At 66.5% G+C, this 22,042-nt stretch carries 17 protein-coding genes and 2 rRNA genes; 5 read left to right on the top strand and 14 right to left on the bottom strand.

Annotated features, from left to right (window positions below):
* Positions 1-202 precede the first annotated feature (202 nt).
* Positions 203-3,084: ribosomal RNA gene (locus EL288_RS15050) — 23S ribosomal RNA — on the top strand.
* 175 nt (positions 3,085-3,259) lie between these two features.
* Positions 3,260-3,372, top strand: a 5S ribosomal RNA gene (gene rrf / locus EL288_RS15045).
* 679 nt (positions 3,373-4,051) lie between these two features.
* On the opposite strand, the gene EL288_RS15040 is transcribed toward rrf, so the two are convergent.
* From EL288_RS15040 to EL288_RS15030, 3 genes are all read right to left on the bottom strand, one after another.
* Complete coding sequence (locus tag EL288_RS15040; protein ID WP_003810229.1) at positions 4,052-4,453, bottom strand: YchJ family protein; 402 nt, start codon at positions 4,451-4,453, stop codon at positions 4,052-4,054.
* A 113-nt stretch (positions 4,454-4,566) separates the two neighbouring features.
* The gene (locus EL288_RS15035) at positions 4,567-4,839 is read right to left on the bottom strand and encodes a GNAT family N-acetyltransferase (RefSeq protein ID WP_003810239.1); all 273 of its coding nucleotides are present in this window, start codon (positions 4,837-4,839) and stop codon (positions 4,567-4,569) included.
* Entirely contained in the window at positions 4,836-5,804 is a 969-nt protein-coding gene (locus EL288_RS15030; RefSeq protein ID WP_033452462.1) for a 3-hydroxyacyl-CoA dehydrogenase NAD-binding domain-containing protein, read from the bottom strand. Before EL288_RS15030 ends, EL288_RS15035 begins: the two co-directional genes overlap by 4 nt.
* A gap of 181 nt (positions 5,805-5,985) precedes the next feature.
* Between EL288_RS15030 and EL288_RS15025 the strand changes: the two genes are divergently transcribed.
* Positions 5,986-7,380 carry an amidase family protein gene (locus EL288_RS15025; protein ID WP_003810245.1) on the top strand — a complete coding sequence of 465 codons (1,395 nt, stop codon included), beginning with the start codon at positions 5,986-5,988 and terminating at the stop codon, positions 7,378-7,380.
* A gap of 22 nt (positions 7,381-7,402) precedes the next feature.
* Here the strand turns inward: EL288_RS15025 and EL288_RS15020 are convergent, their stop codons facing one another.
* From EL288_RS15020 to EL288_RS14985, 8 genes are all read right to left on the bottom strand, one after another.
* The gene (locus EL288_RS15020) at positions 7,403-7,798 is read right to left on the bottom strand and encodes a hypothetical protein (protein ID WP_003810249.1); all 396 of its coding nucleotides are present in this window, start codon (positions 7,796-7,798) and stop codon (positions 7,403-7,405) included.
* Positions 7,795-9,054, bottom strand: a complete 1,260-nt coding sequence (locus tag EL288_RS15015; protein WP_003810251.1) for a glutamate-5-semialdehyde dehydrogenase — start codon at positions 9,052-9,054, stop codon at positions 7,795-7,797. The genes EL288_RS15020 and EL288_RS15015 overlap by 4 nt, the downstream gene beginning before the upstream one ends.
* A gap of 121 nt (positions 9,055-9,175) precedes the next feature.
* Positions 9,176-10,231: a DNA polymerase III subunit delta gene (gene holA, locus EL288_RS15010; RefSeq protein ID WP_003810253.1), complete on the bottom strand. Its 1,056-nt coding sequence runs from the start codon at positions 10,229-10,231 to the stop codon at positions 9,176-9,178.
* A 2-nt stretch (positions 10,232-10,233) separates the two neighbouring features.
* A complete protein-coding gene (locus EL288_RS15005; protein WP_003810254.1) occupies positions 10,234-10,893 on the bottom strand; it encodes an LPS-assembly lipoprotein LptE in 660 nt (219 codons plus the stop codon).
* Positions 10,894-10,908: 15 nt separating this feature from the next.
* Positions 10,909-13,566, bottom strand: a complete 2,658-nt coding sequence (gene leuS, locus EL288_RS15000) for a leucine--tRNA ligase (protein ID WP_033452460.1) — start codon at positions 13,564-13,566, stop codon at positions 10,909-10,911.
* A gap of 77 nt (positions 13,567-13,643) precedes the next feature.
* Positions 13,644-14,849, bottom strand: coding sequence for an MFS transporter (locus EL288_RS14995; protein ID WP_126621979.1), 1,206 nt, complete (start codon positions 14,847-14,849; stop codon positions 13,644-13,646).
* Positions 14,846-15,358 carry a MarR family winged helix-turn-helix transcriptional regulator gene (locus EL288_RS14990; RefSeq protein WP_003810260.1) on the bottom strand — a complete coding sequence of 171 codons (513 nt, stop codon included), beginning with the start codon at positions 15,356-15,358 and terminating at the stop codon, positions 14,846-14,848. The genes EL288_RS14995 and EL288_RS14990 overlap by 4 nt, the downstream gene beginning before the upstream one ends.
* Before the next feature lie 122 nt (positions 15,359-15,480).
* Positions 15,481-15,930 carry an HU family DNA-binding protein gene (locus EL288_RS14985; RefSeq protein WP_033447186.1) on the bottom strand — a complete coding sequence of 150 codons (450 nt, stop codon included), beginning with the start codon at positions 15,928-15,930 and terminating at the stop codon, positions 15,481-15,483.
* Positions 15,931-16,361: 431 nt separating this feature from the next.
* Between EL288_RS14985 and EL288_RS14980 the strand changes: the two genes are divergently transcribed.
* Positions 16,362-18,167: a SulP family inorganic anion transporter gene (locus EL288_RS14980; protein ID WP_033447544.1), complete on the top strand. Its 1,806-nt coding sequence runs from the start codon at positions 16,362-16,364 to the stop codon at positions 18,165-18,167.
* Between the two features lie 113 nt (positions 18,168-18,280).
* Here the strand turns inward: EL288_RS14980 and rpmG are convergent, their stop codons facing one another.
* The 3 genes from rpmG to EL288_RS14965 all read right to left on the bottom strand — a co-directional run bounded on the left by rpmG (position 18,281) and on the right by EL288_RS14965 (position 20,311).
* A complete protein-coding gene (gene rpmG, locus EL288_RS14975; protein ID WP_003810296.1) occupies positions 18,281-18,448 on the bottom strand; it encodes a 50S ribosomal protein L33 in 168 nt (55 codons plus the stop codon).
* Between the two features lie 63 nt (positions 18,449-18,511).
* Positions 18,512-18,748, bottom strand: coding sequence for a 50S ribosomal protein L28 (rpmB, locus tag EL288_RS14970; RefSeq protein ID WP_003810297.1), 237 nt, complete (start codon positions 18,746-18,748; stop codon positions 18,512-18,514).
* A gap of 369 nt (positions 18,749-19,117) precedes the next feature.
* A complete protein-coding gene (locus EL288_RS14965) occupies positions 19,118-20,311 on the bottom strand; it encodes a multidrug effflux MFS transporter (RefSeq protein WP_080561929.1) in 1,194 nt (397 codons plus the stop codon).
* Positions 20,312-20,470: 159 nt separating this feature from the next.
* Here EL288_RS14965 and EL288_RS14960 point away from each other — a divergent pair, with 159 nt between their 5' ends.
* Positions 20,471-21,736, top strand: a complete 1,266-nt coding sequence (locus tag EL288_RS14960) for a class I SAM-dependent methyltransferase (protein WP_010926799.1) — start codon at positions 20,471-20,473, stop codon at positions 21,734-21,736.
* The last annotated feature ends 306 nt before the right edge of the window (positions 21,737-22,042 follow it).

Here is a 22,042-nt window from a genome sequence, read left to right as displayed (position 1 = left end):
TTAACAATTTGGAAGAAGCACAACGTAAAGTGTTCGTTTAGTAGTCGACGCGAGTCGATGAAGACGGATACGGGTTGTGATTGCATGATTTTGTTCCAAGTCTCAAGAACTGGCTGGGCGCGCAAGCGTTTGGTCAGGTGCTTTGAACTTATGAACGGCACAAGCGCGAATGAACAGCACCTATAAGACTTTAGTGTTATAGGATCAAGCGACTAAGTGCATATGGTGGATGCCTTGGCGATCACAGGCGATGAAGGACGTAGTAGCCTGCGAAAAGCTGCGGGGAGCTGGCAAACAAGCATTGATCCGCAGATATCCGAATGGGGAAACCCACCGCGCAAGCGGTATCCCTGGCTGAATACATAGGCCAGTGGAGGCGAACCGGGTGAACTGAAACATCTCAGTAGCTCGAGGAAAAGAAATCAACCGAGATTCCGAAAGTAGTGGCGAGCGAAATCGGAAGAGCCTTTACGATTTAGCATTTTGCATAGTCGAACGGAATGGAAAGTCCGGCCGTAGCAGGTGATAGCCCTGTAGACGAAATGCAGAGTGTGGAACTAGGCGTAAGAGAAGTAGGGCGGGACACGTGAAATCCTGTCTGAAGATGGGGGGACCATCCTCCAAGGCTAAATACTCGTGATCGACCGATAGTGAACCAGTACCGTGAGGGAAAGGCGAAAAGAACCCCGGAAGGGGAGTGAAATAGATCCTGAAACCGTATGCATACAAACAGTCGGAGCCTCTTTATGGGGTGACGGCGTACCTTTTGTATAATGGGTCAGCGACTTACATTCAGTGGCGAGCTTAACCGAATAGGGAAGGCGTAGCGAAAGCGAGTCCGAATAGGGCGTCCAGTCGCTGGGTGTAGACCCGAAACCAGATGATCTACCCATGGCCAGGTTGAAGGCACGGTAACACGTGCTGGAGGACCGAACCCACTAGTGTTGAAAAACTAGGGGATGAGCTGTGGATAGGGGTGAAAGGCTAAACAAATCTGGAAATAGCTGGTTCTCTCCGAAAACTATTTAGGTAGTGCCTCAAGTATTACTGCAGGGGGTAGAGCACTGTTATGGCTAGGGGGTCATGGCGACTTACCAAACCATGGCAAACTCCGAATACCTGCAAGTACAGCTTGGGAGACAGAGCACCGGGTGCTAACGTCCGGACTCAAGAGGGAAACAACCCAGACCGCCAGCTAAGGTCCCGAATTATCGCTAAGTGGGAAACGAAGTGGGAAGGCATAGACAGTCAGGAGGTTGGCTTAGAAGCAGCCACCCTTTAAAGAAAGCGTAATAGCTCACTGATCGAGTCGTCCTGCGCGGAAGATGTAACGGGGCTAAGCGATAAACCGAAGCTGCGGGTGTGCACTTTTAGTGCACGCGGTAGGAGAGCGTTCTGTAAGCCTGCGAAGGTGGCTTGTAAAGGCTGCTGGAGGTATCAGAAGTGCGAATGCTGACATGAGTAGCGATAAAGGGGGTGAAAAGCCCCCTCGCCGTAAGTCCAAGGTTTCCTGCGCAACGTTCATCGGCGCAGGGTGAGTCGGCCCCTAAGGCGAGGCAGAGATGCGTAGCTGATGGGAAGCTGGTTAATATTCCAGCACCGTCGTACAGTGCGATGGGGGGACGGATCGCGGAAGGTCATCAGGGTGTTGGATGTCCCTGTTGCTGCATTGAAGATGGCGCTTAGGCAAATCCGGGCGCGAGAATCAAGGGTGTGGCACGAGCGAGCAAGTCTCGCGAAGTGATTGGAAGTGGTTCCAAGAAAAGCCTCTAAGCTTCAGCTGTACGAGACCGTACCGCAAACCGACACAGGTGGACGGGATGAATATTCCAAGGCGCTTGAGAGAACTCAGGAGAAGGAACTCGGCAAATTGATACCGTAACTTCGGGAGAAGGTATACCCTGGTAGTGTGAAGCGCCTGCGCGCTGAGCATGAAGGGGTCGCAGAGAATCGGTGGCTGCGACTGTTTATTAAAAACACAGCACTCTGCAAAGACGAAAGTCGACGTATAGGGTGTGACGCCTGCCCGGTGCCGGAAGGTTAAGTGATGGGGTGCAAGCTCTTGATCGAAGCCCCGGTAAACGGCGGCCGTAACTATAACGGTCCTAAGGTAGCGAAATTCCTTGTCGGGTAAGTTCCGACCTGCACGAATGGCGTAACGATGGCCACACTGTCTCCTCCTGAGACTCAGCGAAGTTGAAGTGTTTGTGATGATGCAATCTACCCGCGGCTAGACGGAAAGACCCCATGAACCTTTACTGTAGCTTTGCATTGGACTGTGAACCGGCCTGTGTAGGATAGGTGGGAGGCGCAGAACTCGAGTCGCCAGATTCGAGGGAGCCATCCTTGAAATACCACCCTGGTTTGTTTGCGGTTCTAACCTTGGTCCGTTATCCGGATCGGGGACAGTGCATGGTAGGCAGTTTGACTGGGGCGGTCTCCTCCCAAAGCGTAACGGAGGAGTTCGAAGGTACGCTAGGTACGGTCGGAAATCGTGCTGATAGTGCAATGGCATAAGCGTGCTTGACTGTGAGACTGACAAGTCGAACAGGTGCGAAAGCAGGACATAGTGATCCGGTGGTTCTGAATGGAAGGGCCATCGCTCAACGGATAAAAGGTACTCTGGGGATAACAGGCTGATACCGCCCAAGAGTTCATATCGACGGCGGTGTTTGGCACCTCGATGTCGGCTCATCTCATCCTGGGGCTGTAGCCGGTCCCAAGGGTATGGCTGTTCGCCATTTAAAGAGGTACGTGAGCTGGGTTTAAAACGTCGTGAGACAGTTTGGTCCCTATCTGCCGTGGGCGTTGGATACTTGACGGAGCCTGCTCCTAGTACGAGAGGACCGGAGTGGACGTACCTCTGGTGTACCGGTTGTCATGCCAATGGCATTGCCGGGTAGCTAAGTACGGAAGAGATAACCGCTGAAGGCATCTAAGCGGGAAACTCGTCTGAAGATTAGGTATCCCGGGGACTAGATCCCCCTGAAGGGTCGTTCGAGACCAGGACGTTGATAGGTCGGGTGTGGAAGCGCAGTAATGCGTTAAGCTAACCGATACTAATTGCCCGTGAGGCTTGATCCTATAACTCTCAAGTCTTAATTATTACCGCTGGACAGTAAGCGCCAGCGCCGTTCATACCAACACAACATACACACGCAACCCGCGTCGCTGCCAGTCCCAACCGACTGCCAGGCGCACGCTGTGCTTCTTCCAGATTCAAGCCGTTGACCATGCGTCAACCGCTTAGCCGGTTACGCCTGACGACCATAGCAAGGTGGTCCCACTCCTTCCCATCCCGAACAGGACAGTGAAACGCCTTCGCGCCGATGATAGTGGATGTACATCTGTGAAAGTAGGTCATCGTCAGGCTTTTATTGCTCAAAACCCCGCAGCCTCACGGCTCGCGGGGTTTTGTTTTTGGGGGGACGTCCAGGCGCCCGCACCTCGCCGGGTGCCTGTCCCCGCAGGGGGACGGGCACCTGCAGACATCCCCTGCTTCTGACCGTGCTGCCTGCAGCGTGTGTCAGTCCCCGTGCGGGGACAGACACCCGCTGTGGAATCCTGCCTCGGCATCGCACCCGCCAACCGTGACGGCAGGCGCCCATGCGCGCGCATCCGCCGCACGTCGCCGGGTGCCTGTCCCCGAAGGGGGACTGGCACCTGCAGACATCCCTGCTTCTGACCGTGCTGCCTGCAGCGTGTGTCAGTCCCCGTGCGGGGACAGACACTCGCCGTGGAATCAAGCCTCGGCATCGCACCCGCCAACCGTGACCGCGGGCAGGCGCCCATGCGCCCGCATCCGCCGCACGCCGCCGGGTGCCTGTCCCCGCAGGGGGACGGGCACCTGCAGACATCCCCAGCTTCTGACCGTGCTGCCTGCAGCGTGTGTCAGTCCCCGTGCGGGGACAGACACCCGCCGTGGAGTCCTGCCTCGGCATCGCACCCGCCAACCGTGACCGCGGGCAGGTGCCCAGGCGCCCGCATCCGCCGCACCTCGCCGGGTGCCTGTCCCCGCAGGGGGACGGGCACCTGCTTGCCCATGGCGCCGTCAGCGGATGTCGCCGTCCACGTAGTACCAGCGTTGCTCTTCTTTGACGAAGCGGCTCAGCTCATGCAGGCGCGTGGCGCGGCCGGCCTGGCGCAGGCGGGCGACGAATTCGACGGTGGCGTGGGTGTCGTCCTGTTGCTGACTGGCCTTGATTTGCAGGCCCAGCCATTTGATGTCGGCGGCGTTGGGTTCGAGTTCGGACGGGCGGGTGTCCGGATGCCAGGTCTGCAGTAGATAGTCCAACTGATCGAGCACGAAGGCGCTGTAGCGCGAGCGCATCAGCGATTCGGCATCGGGAGCTTGCAGGAACAGGGCGCCGGCGTGCCAGCGGCCGCAGCAGTCGGGGTAGGCGCGCGGTTTGCCGCAGGGGCAAGCGGCCGGGGATGAAGGGTGCTTTTTCACGGCGTCATTGTGGCAGGCGGCAGGCGCCGGGCGCGGTTCGGGGCGTGATGCGTGGCGCAGGCGCGCCCGGCGGGGCTTTTCTGCCTGGCCACGCGCATGCGGGTCCGCCGCGGTCAGGCCTGCAGGTCCTGGTATTCGGGGTGGCGTTTCAGGTAGACCGCCGCGTAGGAGCACTGCGGGACGACTTTCCAGCCGCGTTGGCGGGCGGTGTCCAGGGCGGCGCGCGTCAGCTCGGCGGCGATGCCGCGGCCGCCGACCGGGGCGGGAACGCCGGTGTGCACGATGGTCATGATGTGGTCGCGCAGGACGTAGTCCAGCTCGCAGCGCTGGCCGTCGACGGTGGTTTCAAAGCGGGACTGGGTTTCGCGATGCGCGATGTCGCTCATGGATGGGGGCTTCCTTGTTGGCGAAGAATGGCCAGGATGGCTGTCAGTTGTGCGTCGCGCGTGGCGCTCAGCTCGGCAATGGAGCGCTGGCCTGCTTCCGCGGCGACGCCCTGGATCAGTTTACGCTGCAATGCGGGCGTGAGTTCCGGCTTGCCCAGGTCGTCCCACCAGGTCTGGACGGGACCCCGCAGGTGGTCGAGGAAGTGGGCGAGCCCGCCTTCGCCGCCGCCCAGGTGGAATGTCATGTGCGGGCCGTACAGGGCCCAGCGCAGGCCGGGGCCCTGGGTGACGGCGGCGTCGATGTCGGCGACGCTGGCAACGCCTTCGGCGACGAGGTGGATGGCTTCGCGCCACAGGGCCGCCTGCAGGCGGTTGGCGACGTGTCCGGGGATTTCCTTGTCGATGCGGATGGGGTATTTGCCCAGGCTGCGGTAGAAGGCCATGGCGCGTTCGATCGCGGCCGGGGCGGTCTGCCTGCCGGCGACGACTTCGACCAGCGGGATCAGGTGCGGCGGATTGAAGGGATGGCCGATGACGCAGCGCTCGGGGTGCCGGCAGCCGGCCTGCAGGGCGCTCATGGGCAGCCCGGAGCTGCTGGAGGCGATGATGGCGTGCGGCGGCAGCGCGGCGTCCATGCGGGTGAACAGGTCGGCCTTGAAGTCCGGGCGCTCCGGCGCACTCTCCTGCACGAAGTCGGCCTCCTGCAAGGCCTCCTGCAGATCGGCGTCGAACCGCACGGCGCCGGGATCGGCGCCGTCCTGGATGGCGCCGGCGGCGGCCAGGGCCGGCCAGATGTCGGCGATGCGCCCGCGCAGCGATTCGGCCGCGCCGGGCGCGGGGTCGGTGACGGTGACCCGCAGGCCGCGGGCGGCGAACAGGGCGGCCCAGCTTGCGCCGATGGTGCCGGCGCCGACGACGGCGACGCGGGCAATGGGCGGGGAAACGACGTGTTCGGGTGGGTTCATGTCGGGCTCCGGGCATAGGCGTGCGTCGCGCACGGGCGCACGCGCCTATCTTGGGCGCGTCGGCGACGCGGCGCAAGCGGGCGCTGGACGGCGGCGGCACGACGGCGCTATGGTGGAGCGCTGCGCCCGCAGCGCTCGCCGCGGTCGGGGCGCGTCATGCACGCATCGAGGAGGAATCCCTGTGAGTCAGCTCTGGCGCATGTCGGCAAGCGATTTGGCGCAGGCGATCCGCGCGCGCGAGGTGTCGGCGCGCGCCGCGGCCGAGGCGGCCTTGCGGCGGCTGGATGAGGTCAATCCGCGCCTGAATGCCGTGGTGGACTGGCGTCCCGACGAGGTGCTGGCCCAAGCCGATGAGATCGATGCGGCGCTTGCGCGCGGCGATGATCCCGGACCCCTGGCGGGAGTGCCGGTGACGGTCAAGATCAATATCGACCAAGCGGGCTTTGCGACCAGCAACGGCGTCGCGTTGCAGAAAGACGTGATTGCCCAGGCCAACAGTCCGGTGGTGGACAACCTGCGGCGCGCCGGCGCGGTCATCCTGGGGCGCACCAATGCGCCAGCGTTCTCGCTGCGCTGGTTCACGTCCAATCTGCTGCATGGCCGCACGCTCAATCCGCGCAATGCGGCCCTGACGCCGGGCGGCTCTTCGGGCGGCGCGGCCAGCGCGGTGGCCGCGGGCATAGGCCAGTTGGCGCACGGTACGGATATCGCCGGCTCGATCCGCTATCCCGCCTATGCCTGCGGGGTCCACGGGCTGCGGCCTTCGCTGGGGCGCGTGGCGGCGTACAACGCGGCTTTGCCGGAGCGCTCGCTGGGCGGGCAGATTACCGCGGTGTCCGGGCCGCTGGCGCGCACGGTGGCCGATCTACGCCTGGGGCTGGCCGCGATGGCGGCCAGGGACGCGCGCGACCCGTGGTGGATGCCGGTACCCCTGGAGGGGCCGCCGGCGCCGCGCCGGGCCGCGCTGTGCGTATCGCCGGACGGGCTGGAGACCCAGCCGGCGGTGTGCGCGGCGCTCTACGAGGCGGCGGCGCGCCTGCGCGACGCGGGCTGGCAGGTCGAGGAGACCTGCGCCATTCCGCCGCTGCAGGAGGCGGCCGATCTGCAGATCCGCATGTGGCTGGCCGACGGCTACGAGGCGCTGCTGCGCGCCGCGCAGCAGGAGGGCGACCCCGGCGCGCTGGTGGCGCTGCGCGGCCAGCAGGAGGCGGCGCGGGCGCTCGATCTGCCCGGGTACACGGCGACCCTGACGCGTCGGGCGACGCTGACGCGCCTTTGGCAGCTGTTCTTCGAAGACTATCCCGTGCTGTTGCTGCCGGTGTCGGCCGAGCCGCCGTTTGCCGACGACCTGGATTTGCAGGGCGCCGATGCATACCGGCGCGTCTGGCGCGCCCAGCTGACCCAGGTCGGCCTGCCGTTCATGGGATTGCCGGGGCTGGCCCTGGCGATGCCGGGCGTGGGCGCGGCGCCGCTGGGCGTGCAGGTGGTGGCGGCGCGTTTCCGGGAAGACCTGTGCCTGGCGGCGGGCGCCGATATCGAGGCGCGCGGCGCGCCGGTGACGCTGGCCGGGCCTTGAGGCCGCGGCCCGGCGTCGTGGCCTACATGCCCAGCAGCAGCATGGCCCACAGGGAGATCATGGCCAGCAGGCCGAGCCAGCAGGCACCCCAGAAGCCGATGATGGGCCATTTGACGTCCAGCGGCACACGCTTCGGATCGACATGCGCCAGCTGCTTGTTGGCATGGCCGATCAGCCACCACTTGGTGCGCGGAAAGGCCAGGCGCAGGAAGTAGTCCAGCATGATCGAAGCCTGGATCGCGAACGGATACTGCTTGAACGGCCGATGCTGCAGCAGCGGGTGGCGCAGTTCCTCGTTGGCGCGGCGCGCCTTGAACAGGAACAGCACCAGGCCGCTGATCGTGCAGGTGATGAAGCACAGGACGAACAGGCTGAACAGGAAGGTGACGGTTTGAGAATACATGCCGGCCTGCATCATCCGCGCACCTGGCCTTCGCCGTTGAGCACCCATTTGAGGGTGGTCAGGCCTTCCAGGCCGACCGGGCCGCGCGCATGCAGGCGGTTGGTCGAGATGCCGATTTCCGCGCCCAGGCCGTATTCGAAGCCGTCGGCAAAGCAGGTGGGCAGGTTGACGTACACCGAGCTGGAGTCCACTTCGCGCTGGAAGCGCTGCGCCGCCGACAGGTTTTCGGTGACGATGGCGTCGGTATGGCCGGAACCCCAGCGTGCGATGTGGTCCATGGCTTCGTCGATCGTGTCGACCACGCGCACCGCCAGGATGGGGCCGAGGTACTCGGTGGCCCAGTCGGCGTCGTCGGCCGGCTTGCCCTCGGGCAGCCATTGGAGCGCGCGGGCGCAGCCGCGCAATTCGACGCCGTGCTCGTGCAGCGCCTGGCCCAGCACGGGCAGCAGGCGCTGCGCCACGTCGGCGTGCACCAGCAGGGTTTCCATGGCGCCGCACACGCCGTAGCGATAGGTCTTGGCGTTGAAGGCGATGTCGTGCGCCTTGGCGAGATCTGCGGCCGCGTCCACGTACACGTGGCAATTGCCGTCCAGGTGCTTGATCAGCGGCACGCGCGCCTCCTGCGCCAGCCGGCTGATCAGGCCCTTGCCGCCGCGCGGCACGATCACATCGACGTGTTCGGTCATGGTGACCAGCTTGCCGACGGCGGCGCGGTCGGTGGTGTCGATCACTTGCACGGCGGCCGTGGGCAGGCCGGCGGCCTGCAGGCCCGCCTGCACGATGCGCCCCAGCGCCACGTTGGAGTGCAGCGCTTCGCTGCCGCCGCGCAGGATGGTGGCGTTGCCGGATTTGAGGCACAGCGCGGCGGCGTCGATGGTGACGTTGGGGCGCGATTCGTAGATGATGCCGATCACGCCCAGGGGCACGCGCATCTGCGCCACGCGCATGCCGTTGGGCCGCACGCTGGTGGCGGTAATGCTGCCGACCGGGTCGGGCAGGGCGGCGATCTGGCGCAGGCCCTCGGCCATCAGCGCGATCGAGCGGTCCGAGAGGGTCAGGCGGTCGAGCAGGGCGGCTTCGAGTCCGTTGGCGCGCGCGGCGGCCACGTCCTTGGCGTTGGCGGCCTGCAGTTCGGCGCGCTGGGCCAGGATGGCCTCGGCCATGGCCAGCAAGGCCTGGTTCTTGGCGGCGCCGGTGGCGCGCATCATGGCGCGCGAGGCGGTGCGGGCCTGTTCGCCCACGGACTGCATATAGGTTTCGATAGAGGACATGGCTGCGTTCTGGTCTTGTAATGTCTGGCCGGCGGCTGGCCGGCATGCATGGCTGAAGTTTAGCCCGACCGATGCGCGGGGCGGGCCGGTCGGCGGGACGGAGGTGGCGGCCAGGCCGCCTTCACGGTCGGGCGCCGGCCGCGGCCACGCGCAGCGCGAGCCGGGTCATTTCTTCCCAGGGATCGGCCAGCCGGCCCGGTACGCTCAGGCCCTTGATCAGGCGATCGACTTCATGGGCGTGCTGCACGGCCGCCGGCCATGCGCCGGGCGCGACCCGGCCCAGCGCTTGCAGCGCAAGCCGTTCGTGGGCGCCGAAAATGCGCAGACGGCGCATCAGTGCGCCGGCGTCCTGGCCTTGCTGGCGCGCCTGCGCCACGCGCGCCAGCAGGCGGATTTCCTCGCCGACCGCCCACAGCACCAGCGGCAGGGCTTCGCCCTCGGCGCGCAGGCCGTCGAGCATGCGCACCGTGCGCGCCGTGTCGCCGGCCAGCATGGCGTCGCGCAGCCCGAAGACGTCGTAGCGCGCCACGTTGAGCACGGCGCGTTCGACGTCCTCGGCGGCCAGCTGGCCTTCCGGGTAAAGCAGCCCCAGTTTCTGGATTTCCTGGTGGGCCGCCAGCAGGTTGCCCTCGACCTTGTCGGCCATCCATTGCAGCGTGGCGGTGTCGGCGCGCTGGTTCTGGCGCCCCAGGCGCATGCCGATCCAGGCCGGCAGGCGGCCGCGCTCGACGTTGGCGATGTCGGCCATGACGCCGCCGCGCGCCAGCGCCTGGGCCCATTTGCTTTCGCGCGTGGCCTTGTCCAGGCGGGGCAGGGCCACGACCACGAGCGTGTCGGCGTCGGCCTGGTCGCGCGCCTGGTCGGCCAGCCGGGCCAGCATCTCGCCGCCGCTCTTGCCGGGCTTGCCGGTCGGGATTTTCAGTTCCAGCAGGCGCCGGTCGCCGAACAGCGAGACGCTTTGCGTGGCGGCCGCCACCGCGCTCCAGTCGCTGCGCGCGTCCATGACCATGGAGGTGCGCTCGGTGTAGCCGGCCGCGCGCGCCGCCGCGCGGATGGCGTCGGCGGCCTCGGTGACCAGCAGCGGCTCGTCGCCCGATACCGTGTACAGCGGCGCCAGCCGGCCCCCCGCGCGTGCGAGGTGGCTGGCCAGGGCGTCGCTGTCCAGGGGCGCGGCCATCGTCAGGGCGTGTCCATGCCGGGGTAGGCGTTGGGGGTGTTCCAGGGCGACGGCTGGCTGGCGGGCGTGGCCTGGTTGGGGTCGTAGACCGGCGCGTCGGGATCCAGCGTGCCGGCCGCGGCCCTGGCGGCGGCTTCGTGCACGTCGGGGGCCGTCAGGCGACGCAGCAGGCGGTTGACCAGCTCTTTTTCCATCGACTGGTACAGCGCGTCGATCTGGCCCTGCTTGGCCTGCACGACCTGGTCGTCATACGGCATTTCGCGATAGATCGACATCGTGGTGTCGGGCACCAGGGCATTGCCCTTGGCGTCGATCAGGCGGAACGTGTAGTCGATGCCCAGTTCGTATTCCTCGACCCGGCCCTGCGCATTGAGCGAAACCTCGCGCAGCGTACGGTCGGTGTTGACCTGCTGCAGGATGGCCTGCGCGTCCTTGCTGGTCGGCACCTGGCGGGTATTCGGCGAGGCGGCGCGCAGCGCGCGCCGCACGTCCGCGCCGAAGCGCGTGTTGTCGGGAATGCCGACATACAGCGTATCGAACGGCAGGGGCGTGACGCCGCGCATGGTGAAGCCGCAGCCGGCCAGCAGCATGAGCATCGCCAGCGCGATGCCGCGCGGCCAGGTCAGGCGGGGAAAATGCAGGAAGTGCCCGGCGAAGTTCATGCTTGTGGACCTCTGTCAGCCTACGACGTTGACCAGCTTGCCCGGCACGACGATGACGCGCTTGGGCGGACGGCCTTCGAGAAAGCGCGCCACTTCTTCCTGGGCGGCGGCGATGCGCTCGATGTCTTCCTTGGGCGCCTTGGCGGCAACCCGGATCGAGCCGCGCAGCTTGCCGTTGACCTGCAGCATCAGCTCGATCTCGTCGGCCACCAGGGCGGCCTCGTCGACGTGCGGCCAGGGCGCGTCCAGCAGGTCGCCCAGGTGCTCGGCGTAGCCGAGATCCTGCCACAGGTGCCAGGTGATGTGCGGCACCACGGGGTACAGCACGCGCAGCAGCAGGCCGAGGGTCTCGGCGCGCGCGGCATCGGCGGCGGGGCCTTCGGGCAGGGGCGCGTCGTCGATGGCATTGAGCATTTTCATGCAGGCCGACACGACCGTGTTGTACTGGATGCGCTGGTAGTCGTAGTCGGCCTGCTTGAGCAGCCCGTAGACCTCGCGGCGCAATTCCTTGACGGGGGCCGGGGCCTGCGCCCAGTCGGCGCCGGTGGCCAGGCCGCGGCCGACCGCCTCGCGCTGCGCGTAGCCCAGCGCCCACAGGCGGCGCAGGAAGCGGTTGGCGCCCTCTACCCCGGAGTCGGACCATTCGAGCGTCTGCTCGGGCGGGCTGGCGAACATGACGAACAGCCGCGCCGTGTCGGCGCCCAGGGTGTCGATCAGCGACTGCGGGTCGACGCCGTTGTTCTTGGACTTGGACATCGTGCCCACGCCGCCGTAATTCACTTCGGAGCCGTCGCGCTGGAGCTTGGCGCCGACGATGGCGCCCTTGGCGTCGTAGACGTTGTCGACTTCCTCGGGCCAGAAGTATTCGATGCCGCCCTGCGGCGTCTTGCGCGAGTAAATGTGGTTCAGCACCATGCCCTGGCACAGCAGCTTGGTGAAGGGCTCGTCGAAGTTGAGCAGGCCCAGGTCGCGCATGACCTTTGTCCAGAAGCGCGCGTACAGCAGGTGCAGCACCGCGTGCTCGATGCCGCCGATGTACTGGTCCATCGGCATCCAGTAATCGTTGCGGGCGTCGACCATGGCCTGGTCGTTGTCCGGCGACGTGTAGCGCATGAAGTACCAGGACGAGTCCACGAAGGTGTCCATGGTGTCGGTTTCGCGGCGCGCGGGCTTGCCGCAGCGCGGGCACGAGCACGACAGGAAGGCTTCGTTCTTGGCCAGCGGGTTGCCCGAGCCGTCCGGGATGAGGTCGTCGGGCAGCACCACGGGCAGGTCCTGCTCGGGCACGGGCACCGGGCCGCAATCGGCGCAGTGGATGATGGGGATGGGCGTGCCCCAGTAGCGCTGGCGCGAAATGCCCCAGTCGCGCAGGCGCCAGGTGGTCTGTTTCTCGCCCACGCCCTGGGCCGCCAGGTCGGCGGCGATGGCGTCCACCGCGGCCTGGTAGGCCAGGCCGTCATATTTTCCGGAGTTGACGGTGTGGCCGGCCTGCTTGTCGCCGTACCATTCCTGCCAGGCGTCGGTGGAGTAGGTCTTGCCTTCCAGCGCGACGACCTGGCGGATCGGCAGGCCGTACTTGCGCGCGAAGGCGAAATCGCGCTCGTCGTGCGCCGGCACGCCCATCACGGCGCCGTCGCCGTAGGTCATCAGCACGTAGTTGCCGACCCAGACGTCGATTTCCGCGCCGGTCAGCGGGTGGGTGACGGTCAGGCCCGTGGGCATGCCTTCCTTTTCGCGCGTGGCCATCTCGGCCTCGGTGGTGCCGCCCAGCTTGCATTGCTCGACGAAGGCGGCCAGCGCCGGATTGGACTGCGCGGCATGGGTGGCCAGCGGGTGCTCGGGCGCCACCGCGCAGAACGTCACGCCCATGATGGTGTCGGCGCGGGTGGTGAACACATACAGCTTGCCGTCCTGGATCAGCTTGCCGTCGGCGCCGGCGATGCGGTGCGGGAAGGCGAAGCGCAGGCCCTCGGACTTGCCGATCCAGTTCTCCTGCATCAGGCGCACGCGCTCGGGCCAGCCCGGCAGGTTGGTGCTCACCTGGTCCAGCAGTTCTTCGGCGTAATCGGTGATGCGCAGGTAGTAGCCGGGGATCTCGCGCTTTTCGACCGGGGCGCCCGAGCGCCAGCCGCGCCCGTCGATGACCTGTTCGTTGGCCAGCACCGTCTGGTCGACCGGATCCCAGTTGACGACCTGGGTCTTGCGGTAGGCGATGCCTTTTTCCAGCATCTTCAGGAACAGCCACTGGTTCCACTTGTAATACTTCGGGTCGCAGGCGCACATTTCGCGCGACCAGTCGATGGCCAAGCCCATCGCCTTCATCTGCTTCTTCATGTAGGCGATGTTGTCGTAGGTCCACTTGGCCGGCGGTACCTTGGACTTGATGGCGGCGTTCTCGGCGGGCATGCCGAAGGCGTCCCAGCCCATCGGCATCAGCACGTTGTAGCCGCGCATGCGCAGCTGGCGCGCCATCATGTCGTTGATGGTGTAGTTGCGCACGTGTCCCATGTGCAGCTTGCCGCTGGGGTAGGGCAGCATGGAGCAGGCGTAGAACTTGGGTTTTTCCGACCCGTCGGGGTTCTTGGCGTGCTCGTGCACCAGATAGGCATCGCGGGCCTGCCAGGTTTGCTGGGCGGCTGCTTCGACGGAGTTGGGTTGGTAGCGTTCCTGCATGGACTCGTGCGAAAAAATAGGTAACGGACCGCGCCCGGCAGGGCGCGGGCGGTCAAAACCATCGATTATAGGAGGTGCTAGGCGATCGCAGGGGCCGGCGTGGTTTCCGGGATGCGCGCCGACCGCGCCAGGCACCCGTACAGCAGGGCTGCCAGCGAGGTCAGCGCGCCGGCCGCCGTGACGCCCAGCCAGCCGGCGTGGGCGTAGATCCAGGCCGACAGCAGCGATCCCGCCGCGCCGCCCAGGAAATACGAGGTCATGTAGCCGGCGGTCAGGCGGCTGCGCGCCTCGGGCCGCAGGCGATAGATGGCGCTCTGGTTGGTGACATGGACCGCCTGGATCGCCAGGTCCAGGGCCAGTACGCCGGCCAGCAGGGGCGCGACGTGGTGGGCGCCCCAGGCCAGCAGCGGCCACGAGGCCAGCAGCAGCAGCAGGCCCTGGCGCGTCGAGCGGTTGCCCTGGCCACGGTCGTTCAGGCGGCCGAACCGGTTGGCGCCATAGGCGCCGATGGCGCCGGCCAGACCGAACAGCCCGATGGTGGTATTGGAATAGCCGTAGTTCGGGCCGGACAGCAGGAAGGTCAGCGGCGTCCACAGCATGCTGAACGCGGCGAACAGCAGCGCGCCGAGCACCGAGCGGGCGCGCAGCAAGGGCTCTTGCGCGTAAAGCTGGACGATCGAGGCCAGCAGGCGCGGATAGCTCAGCCTCGTCGGGTTGACCGAGCGCGGCAGCACGCGCCACAGCGCCATCGACATCAGCAGCATCAGGATGGCGGCCACCCAGTAGACGGTGCGCCAGCTGCCGAGATCGGCCAGCGCGCCGGCGATGGTGCGCGCCAGCAGAATGCCCAGCAGCAGGCCGCTCATGACCGCCCCGACCACTTTGCCGCGTTCGTGCGGTTCGGCCAGGGTGGCGGCAAACGGCACCAGGACCTGCGCCACGACGGACAGCAGGCCGGTCACGGCGGTGCCCAGCATGAGCCAGCCGATGCCGGGCGAGAAGGCCGACAGCAGCAGGCCCACGGCCGACAGGGCGGTCATCAGCGCGATCAGGGTGCGCCGCTCGTAGAGGTCGCCCAGCGGCACCAGCAGGATCAGGCCCACGGCATAGCTGAGCTGGGCCACCGTGACGATGGCGCCGGCGGTGGCGGTGGTGAGGGCGAATTCGGCGCCGATGGTATGCAGCAGCGGCTGGGCGTAATAGTTGCTGGCCACGGCCAGGCCGGTGGCCACGGACATCAGCAGGACGATGGGCGCGGTCAGGCGCGCGCGCGCGGAGCTCATTGCGGGATGCCTCCCGGCGTCGTGCGGTCGTGTTCGGCCAGCAGGCGCTTGAGCAGGCCCGCCAGCTGGCGGCGCTCGGTGGCCGACAGGGGCGTCAACAGGGCGTCGATTGCCTCCAGGTAGTCGGCCAGGATCTGCCGGATGGTGCGCAGGCCCGCGGGCGTGAGCGAGACGATGACGCCGCGCCGGTCGTCCGGGTTGGGGCTGCGCGCGATCAGGCCGCCCTGTTCGAGTTGATCGAGCCGGTGCGTCATGGCGCCGGAGGAAAGCAGCAGGGCAGCGGTCAGTTGCTGCGGCGACAACGCATGCGGGGCGCCTGCGCGATACAGCGTGGCCAGCAGGTCGAACTGTCCCTGGTGCAGGCCGGCGGCGCGAAACAGCGGCTCGATGCGCCGCAGCGCGGCGGTATTGAACCGGAAAATACGCGCCAGCACGGCCATGGACGAGACGTCCAGGTCGGGGCGTTCGTGCGCCCATTGGGACAGCACCAGGTCGACGTGGTCTTTCATTGTTGTCTCGATATAAAGTATCTTTATATCAAGATAAATACGGCCCGGTCAAATCGCGACTGCATAAACGAAGAGCCCGCCGGTGCGGCGGGCTCTGCGGTTTGACCTGAGACGTCAGGCGCTTATTGCGCGGCGTCCTTCAGCTTCTTCAGGGGACGAACCTTGACCTTCACCGAGGCGGGCTTGGCCGGGAACCAGCGCTCTTCGCCGGTGAACGGGTCCTTGCCGAAGCGCTTGGCCTTGGCGGGAACCTTCTGCACGGCGACCTTGAACAGGCCGGGCAGGGTGAATTCGCCAGCGCCCTTCTTGTCGACCGAGGCGAGCACCGAGCTTTCCAGGCCAGCCAGCACGGCCTTGACCGACTTGGCTTCCACGCCGGTGTTCTCGACCAGGTAGGCGATCAGTTGCGACTTGTTCAGCGCTTCCTTGATGGGGCGCACTGCGGCGGCCGTTTTCTTCACGGCGGGTTTGGCGGGAGCCTTCTTGGCGGGAGCCTTGGCAGGAGTCTTGGCAGGAGCCTTGGCGGCGGTCTTCGTGACTTTCTTGGCAGGCGCTTTTGCTTTGGTAGCCATGGTCAAAATCCGTAGTAGTGAGGATATGGAGGCAGCGTGTTCGCCGGATATTCGATGAACAACACCTCGCGCCCGATGATAGCGGAAACTCGCGCCGCTGCATGCGTTCAGCGCCGCGCAGAGGTACAGGTTGTTGTTTTCAGCGCAACGAATGCGTGCCGACGCTGGTTTTCCCTAGCCGCGCGGCGGATGCGCGGCGATGCGCGCGCGCACCTCCGAACCCTTCGTGGACGATGCGCGCGGGCAGCCGGGCAGGGCGCGTGGCGATGGCGCGCCCAATCCCGGATGTTCTGGCGCCAGGATCGGAAAGCGCCGTGGCAAACACAGGAGTCGCCCGCGCGTTGCGCGTGCGCGGCCATGGGTTTACGCTAGCGCCTTTTGACGCGACAGCGGGCGCAAGCGGCCGTGGCGCGGGATACAAGGTCAACAAGATGGGGAAGACAGTACGCGGCGGCGCGGCCGCAATCCTGGGCGGCTGGGTCAACGACATCACGCCCGGCACGCTGCGCGCGGATGCGCAGGCCGGTTTGCTGGGGGCGCTGCTGGTGCTGCCGCAAGGGGTGGCCTTCGCCATGCTGGCCGGCCTGCCGCCCGAATACGGGCTTTATTCGGCCATCGTGCCCTGTATCGTCGCGGCGCTGTTCGGCTCCAGCCGGCATGTGCTGTCCGGCCCGACCAACGCCAACTCGCTGGCGCTGTTCGCCGTGCTGGCGCCCTTGGCGCTGCCGGGCAGCCCCGGTTATATCCAGATGGCGCTGGCGGTCACCATCCTGGTCGGGGTGATGCAGCTGGCGGTCGGGCTGCTGCGGCTGGGCTCGCTGGCCAATTTCATTTCACCCTCGGCGCTGTTCGGCTTCACCAGCGGGGCGGCGCTGCTGATCGCCGTGCACGCGCTCAAGGATGCGCTCGGGCTGGAAGGCGTGCAGGCGCACTCCGCCGGCGCGGTCCTGGCGGCAGTGGGCAGCCGGCTGGGCGAGGCGCACTGGGGCGCCAGCGCGGTCGCGCTGACGACCATCATCGTGACGCTGCTGGTGCGGCATTGGGATCGCCGCAAGCCGCACATGCTGGCCGGCCTGGCGGCCGGCACGCTGCTGGCGGCCGCGCTCAACGCCGGCGTGTTCGCCGCGGCGGGCCAGCCGATTTCGGTGCTTGGCGCCCTGGCGCAGCCGTGGCCGCCGTTTCATGTGCCGGCCGTGCAATGGAGCGTGCTGCCTGATCTGGTGGGCGTGGCGGTGCCGCTGACCATTGTCGCGCTGGCGCAATCCATCTCGATCGCCAAGGCGGTCGCGATGCGCTCCGGCCAGTTGATAGACGCCAACCGCGAGTTCATCGGCCAGGGCTTGTCCAATGTCGTGGGCGGACTGTTCTCGTCGTACCTGTCATGTGGTTCGCTGAACCGTTCGGTGCCGAACTACGAGGCGGGCGCGCGCACGCCGATGGCGGCGGTGTTCGCGGCCTTGCTGCTGGTCTTGCTGGTGCTGGTCAGCAGCCCGGTGCTGGCGCTGATTCCGCACGCGGCCATCGCCGGCCTGCTGATCGTGGTGGCCTGGTCGCTGCTGGACCTGCCGCGCTGGCGCGTGCTGGTGCGCATCGCGCCGCGCGAGGCGCTGATCGCCGCGGCGACGCTGGCGGCCACCGTGACGATCCGCATGGAGATCGCCATCCTGCTGGGCACGCTGCTGTCGCTGACTGCCTACCTGTACCGCACGGCGCGGCCCGCCATGCGCCCGATGGGCTTCGATGCCGCCGATCCGCAGCGCCATTTCGCGGTGCTGGAAGGGCAGCCCGGCGAATTGCCGGAATGCCCCCAGCTGAAACTGTTGCGCATGGAGGGGTCGGTGTATTTCGGCGCGGCCACGCATGTCACCGACCGCCTGCAGGCGCTGCGCGCCGGGGCGAGCGCCGGACAGCGCCACCTGCTGGTGATGAGCAAGAGCATGAACTTCATCGACCATGCCGGCGCGCAGGTCTGGGAGGAAGAATTGCGCAGGCGGCGGGCGGGCGGCGGCGATCTGTATTTCCACCGGCCGCGCCCCGAGGTGCTGCGCGACTGGCGCCGCTCGGGCTTCATCGACCGCCTCGGCGCCGACCACATCTTCCCCGACAAGGCGACCGCCATACATACCATTTACGAGCGGCTGGATCCGGAGATCTGCCGCGGCTGTACGGCGCGCATCTTTACGGAGTGCGGCCCGCCGGGCACGGCGCACCAGCCCGGCGCCGAGCGCGACGAATGAGCCGGCCCGCCGGGCCGGGGCCTGCCACGGCGGGCCTTGCCAAATAAAACGGCCCCGCCAGGGCGGGGCCGTTCACCATGGCGCGCGCACGCGCCATGCCAACGCAAGCCGAATTACTTCAGCTTGGTCTCTTTGTAGTCGACATGCTTGCGAGCGACGGGATCAAATTTCTTGATCAGCATCTTTTCGGGCATGTTGCGCTTGTTCTTGGTGGTCGTGTAGAAGTGGCCCGTGCCGGCAGTCGACTCGAGCTTGATCTTTTCGCGGATACCTTTGGCCATGTCGTGCTCCTGGGGTGTAGTGTTGGCGGCTAATGTCTAGGGGACTGGGGGCGGTAGCCCTGCTCAGACCGCTTCGCCGCGGGCACGCAGGTCGGCCAGGACGGCGTCGATGCCGTTCTTGTCGATCGTGCGGATGGCTTTTGCCGTCACGCGCAGGCGCACCCAGCGGTTTTCGCTTTCGACCCAGAACCGGCGCGATTGCAGGTTGGGCAGGAAGCGGCGCTTGGTTTTGTTGTTCGCGTGCGAAACATTGTTGCCCACCATCGGGCCTTTACCGGTCACTTGGCATACGCGTGCCATGGATGCACCTCTCAGGGTTGTTCTAGTCCGCGGCGCGTCGGGAATCGGTGACCGGGTATTTGCCGCAAGGTGCTGCGCCGTGGCCTGCGGCCGACTAGACGCCCGGGGCAGGACCCCGGCCTTGCCACCCAGTATCTGGATGGGGTCCGCGAGATGGCCGATCCGGCGCCTGCCGCGTCGCGGGGTTGAACCACCGAAACGCGTGCGGCAAGCCGTAAGCCACCTCAGGACCTGTGCTTATACCCCGTTGCCTATCCCGCGTGTGTTCACTGCGAGACGCAAATTATGCACACGGCCACAAAGCATAGTAACCGTGCACGGGAAACTTCAAGTCAAGACGGCAAGTCTACTACGAAAACCCAAGGAAAATCAAGCAGGTCTGCGCGCCATGCGGCCGAACTGCCACGACAGGCAGGCCGAGCCGGCCAGCACCGCGGCCAGCGGCAGCACGCTTTCGGCCGGCCAGATGCTGATGATCAGCCCGGCCAGCGCGCCACAGGACAGCTGCAGCGTACCCAGCAGGGCCGATGCCGCGCCCAGGCGCCGGCCCTGTTCCGCCAGCGCCAGGGCGGCCGAGTTGGGGTTGACGAAGCCCTGGCTGAACATATAGCCCATCAGGCAGGCCATCAGCAGCGGCAGGCTCATCAGCCCGAGCAGGGCCAGGGCCAGGGCGCTCAGGCTGGCCACCGCCAGCGCGACCTGGGCGCGCCGCTGCAGGGTGGCCGGCGCGGACTTGCGCAACAGCCGGGCGCTGATCTGCGAGCCGACGATCAGCGCGGCCGCGTTGGCGCCGAACAGCAGGCCGTAATACTGGGGCGCTATGCCGTACAGCTCGATGAAAATGCGCGGCGAGCCGACGATGTAAGCGAACATGCCCGCCTGGCCCATGCCGCCCGCCAGGCTATGGCCCATGAAGCCGCGGTGCGCCAGCAGCGCGCGGTAATTGCTCAGGATGGTGCCTGCCCGCAGCGGCAACACGCGCTCGGGAGCCAGCGTCTCCTTCATCGTCAGCGCCACGGCCAGCAGCAGCGCCAGGCCGCCGGCGGCCATCAGCCAGAAAAGGCTGCGCCAGCCGACGAAAGCGAGCAATTGCGCGCCGGCCAGCGGCGCCAGGATCGGCGCCAGGCCCATGATCAGCATCAGCAGCGACATGGCGCGCGCGGCTTCCTGGGTCTCGTAGTGGTCGCGGATCACCGCGCGCGGGATGACGACGCCGGCCGCGCCGCCCAGGGCCTGGGCCACCCGCCACGCCGTCAGGGTCTGGATGTCGCCGGCCAGCGCACAGCCCAGCGAGGCCAGCACGTACAGGATGAGCCCGCCCATCATGGGCAGCTTGCGGCCGTAGCGGTCGGCCAGCGGGCCATAGATGATCTGCGCCCCGGCCATGCCGATCAGGTATGCCGCCAGGGTCCGCTCGACTTCGCCGCGTTCGACGCCCAGGCCGGCGGCGATCGACGGAAACGCCGGCAGGTACATGTCGATGGAGAAGGGGCCGATGGCGGTCAGCGCACCCATGAGGATGAGCCAGCCCGGCATGCTGCGGGAAATGGTTTGCGGGGGCATGGGAGGGGCGGTGCGCGGCGACGGCGTACAGGGCCGTGCGAGCGTTATTGCATGGTCTGAGGCAAGCCGGCCACTGTATCACGGCCAGGCTTGCGTTTGAATTGCAACTGTTTTCCGATAAAGTCTGCGTGTCCGTTCATATTCAGGGGAGAGGAAGTCGTGAATCCTTTGCTGTCTGTGGTGGAACGCAAGCTCCAGGAATTGCCGGTACCGGTGCAATTGACCCTGCCCGATGGCACGGTCTTGGGCAGTCCCGAGGCGCGCGTGCGCTTCGTGGCGCGGGACAAGACCGCGCTGGCCCACCTGGCCGAGGGCGCCGTCGGCGTGCTGGGCCAGGACTACGTCGAGGGCCGCATCGATATCCAGGGCAGCATGCGTGATGTGATGGCGGCCGCCGCGGCGCTGCTGCCCAGTTCGCCGGTCGACGCGGCGCGCGGCGGCTGGCTGACCGAGCTGGTGCGCAAGGTCACCTCGGTGTGGCGCCACTCGATCGAGCGCGATGCGCGCCAGATCGAGTTCCACTACGACCTTTCGGACGATTTCTATGCCCTGTGGCTGGATCCGCGCCGGGTCTATTCCTGCGCCTATTACCGCACGCCCGACATGACGCTGGCGCAGGCCCAGGAAGCCAAGCTGGACCATATCTGCCGCAAGCTGCGGTTGCAGCCGGGCGAGCGTTTCCTGGACGTCGGCGCGGGCTGGGGCGGGTTGCTGCTGTGGGCGGCCGAGAACTACGACGTCGATGCCACCGGCATCACGCTATCGCGCAACCAGCATGCCTATGTCAACCGCCTGATCGAGGAAAAAGGCCTGTCGGGGCGGGTGCGCATGGAGCTGCTCGACTACCGCAAGCTGGACGAAGGCGCGCCGTACGACAAGATCGCCTCGGTGGGCATGTTCGAGCACGTCGGGCGCGCCCAGCTGCCGGGCTATTTCGCCAAGCTGCGCCGGCTGGTCAAGCCGGGCGGACTGGTCATGAACCATGGCATTACCGCGGGCGGCGTCTACAACGCCGAGCTCGGCAACGGCATGGGCGAATTCATCGAGAAGTACATCTTCCCGGGCGGCGAGCTCACGCATATCAGCAGCGTGCTGGAGGCGGTGACGGCGGGCGGCCTGGAAGCCGTCGACGACGAGAACCTGCGCCCGCACTACGCGCGTACGCTGTGGGCCTGGAGCGACGCGCTGGAAGCATGCCTGCCCGAGGCCGCGCGCATCCTGCAGGGAGAGCAGGGCGAGCGTTCGCTGCGCGCCTACCGGCTGTACCTGGCCGGCTGCGCGATGGGGTTCGAGCACGGCTGGATTTCCCTGCACCAGGTGCTGGTCACGACCCCGGCCACGGGCCGCACCGACGAGCTCGACATGGCCCGGGACCTGGCCTATCCGTGGCGGCGCGATTACATCTACGCCGGCAACGCCCGCTAGGATGCGGCCGGCCCCGGCGCCATGCGCCGGGGCCGGCCGTCGCAAATCATTTCATCTCCAATTGAAACCAAATAATTCGACGCCGTGCTGCGCCGCAACACGGCGCGTACGCTGGTTTTGCGCCTCACGCCTAGGGGCTTTCCCCGACGCCCGAACAGGGTGAATGTATCTGTTTGCTTCGGTCCTGGGGTTGGTCGAGGATTCAAAATCGTCTAAGATGCGGCCTTCTTCGTTTAGTTTCTTTCAATTTTCTGCGAGCCTTGTACCGGCAACTTCGCCGGTGACCAGGCCGCTGTCTTACAGGAT

This window comes from Bordetella bronchiseptica, assembly GCF_900636925.1.
In the GTDB taxonomy this organism is placed as follows: Bacteria; Pseudomonadota; Gammaproteobacteria; order Burkholderiales; family Burkholderiaceae_B; genus Bordetella; species Bordetella pertussis.
Note: the sequence above shows the minus strand (reverse complement) of the source record. Positions and strands in the feature narration are given on the sequence as shown.

Bases quoted from the DNA above. Each gene is read 5' to 3' on its own strand.
- EL288_RS14965 (WP_080561929.1), bottom strand. From the start codon at position 20,311: ATGCCCCCGCAAACCATTTCCCGCAGCATGCCGGGCTGGCTCATCCTC.
- EL288_RS15015 (WP_003810251.1), bottom strand. From the start codon at position 9,054: ATGTCCTCTATCGAAACCTATATGCAGTCCGTGGGCGAACAGGCCCGC.
- EL288_RS15035 (WP_003810239.1), bottom strand. From the start codon at position 4,839: ATGAGCGACATCGCGCATCGCGAAACCCAGTCCCGCTTTGAAACCACC.
- EL288_RS15030 (WP_033452462.1), bottom strand. From the start codon at position 5,804: ATGAACCCACCCGAACACGTCGTTTCCCCGCCCATTGCCCGCGTCGCC.
- EL288_RS14985 (WP_033447186.1), bottom strand. From the start codon at position 15,930: ATGGCTACCAAAGCAAAAGCGCCTGCCAAGAAAGTCACGAAGACCGCC.
- EL288_RS14995 (WP_126621979.1), bottom strand. From the start codon at position 14,849: ATGAGCTCCGCGCGCGCGCGCCTGACCGCGCCCATCGTCCTGCTGATG.
- rpmB (WP_003810297.1), bottom strand. From the start codon at position 18,748: ATGGCACGCGTATGCCAAGTGACCGGTAAAGGCCCGATGGTGGGCAAC.
- EL288_RS14980 (WP_033447544.1), top strand. From the start codon at position 16,362: ATGGGGAAGACAGTACGCGGCGGCGCGGCCGCAATCCTGGGCGGCTGG.
- leuS (WP_033452460.1), bottom strand. From the start codon at position 13,566: ATGCAGGAACGCTACCAACCCAACTCCGTCGAAGCAGCCGCCCAGCAA.
- EL288_RS15020 (WP_003810249.1), bottom strand. From the start codon at position 7,798: ATGATGCAGGCCGGCATGTATTCTCAAACCGTCACCTTCCTGTTCAGC.
- rpmG (WP_003810296.1), bottom strand. From the start codon at position 18,448: ATGGCCAAAGGTATCCGCGAAAAGATCAAGCTCGAGTCGACTGCCGGC.
- EL288_RS14990 (WP_003810260.1), bottom strand. From the start codon at position 15,358: ATGAAAGACCACGTCGACCTGGTGCTGTCCCAATGGGCGCACGAACGC.
- holA (WP_003810253.1), bottom strand. From the start codon at position 10,231: ATGGCCGCGCCCCTGGACAGCGACGCCCTGGCCAGCCACCTCGCACGC.
- EL288_RS15005 (WP_003810254.1), bottom strand. From the start codon at position 10,893: ATGAACTTCGCCGGGCACTTCCTGCATTTTCCCCGCCTGACCTGGCCG.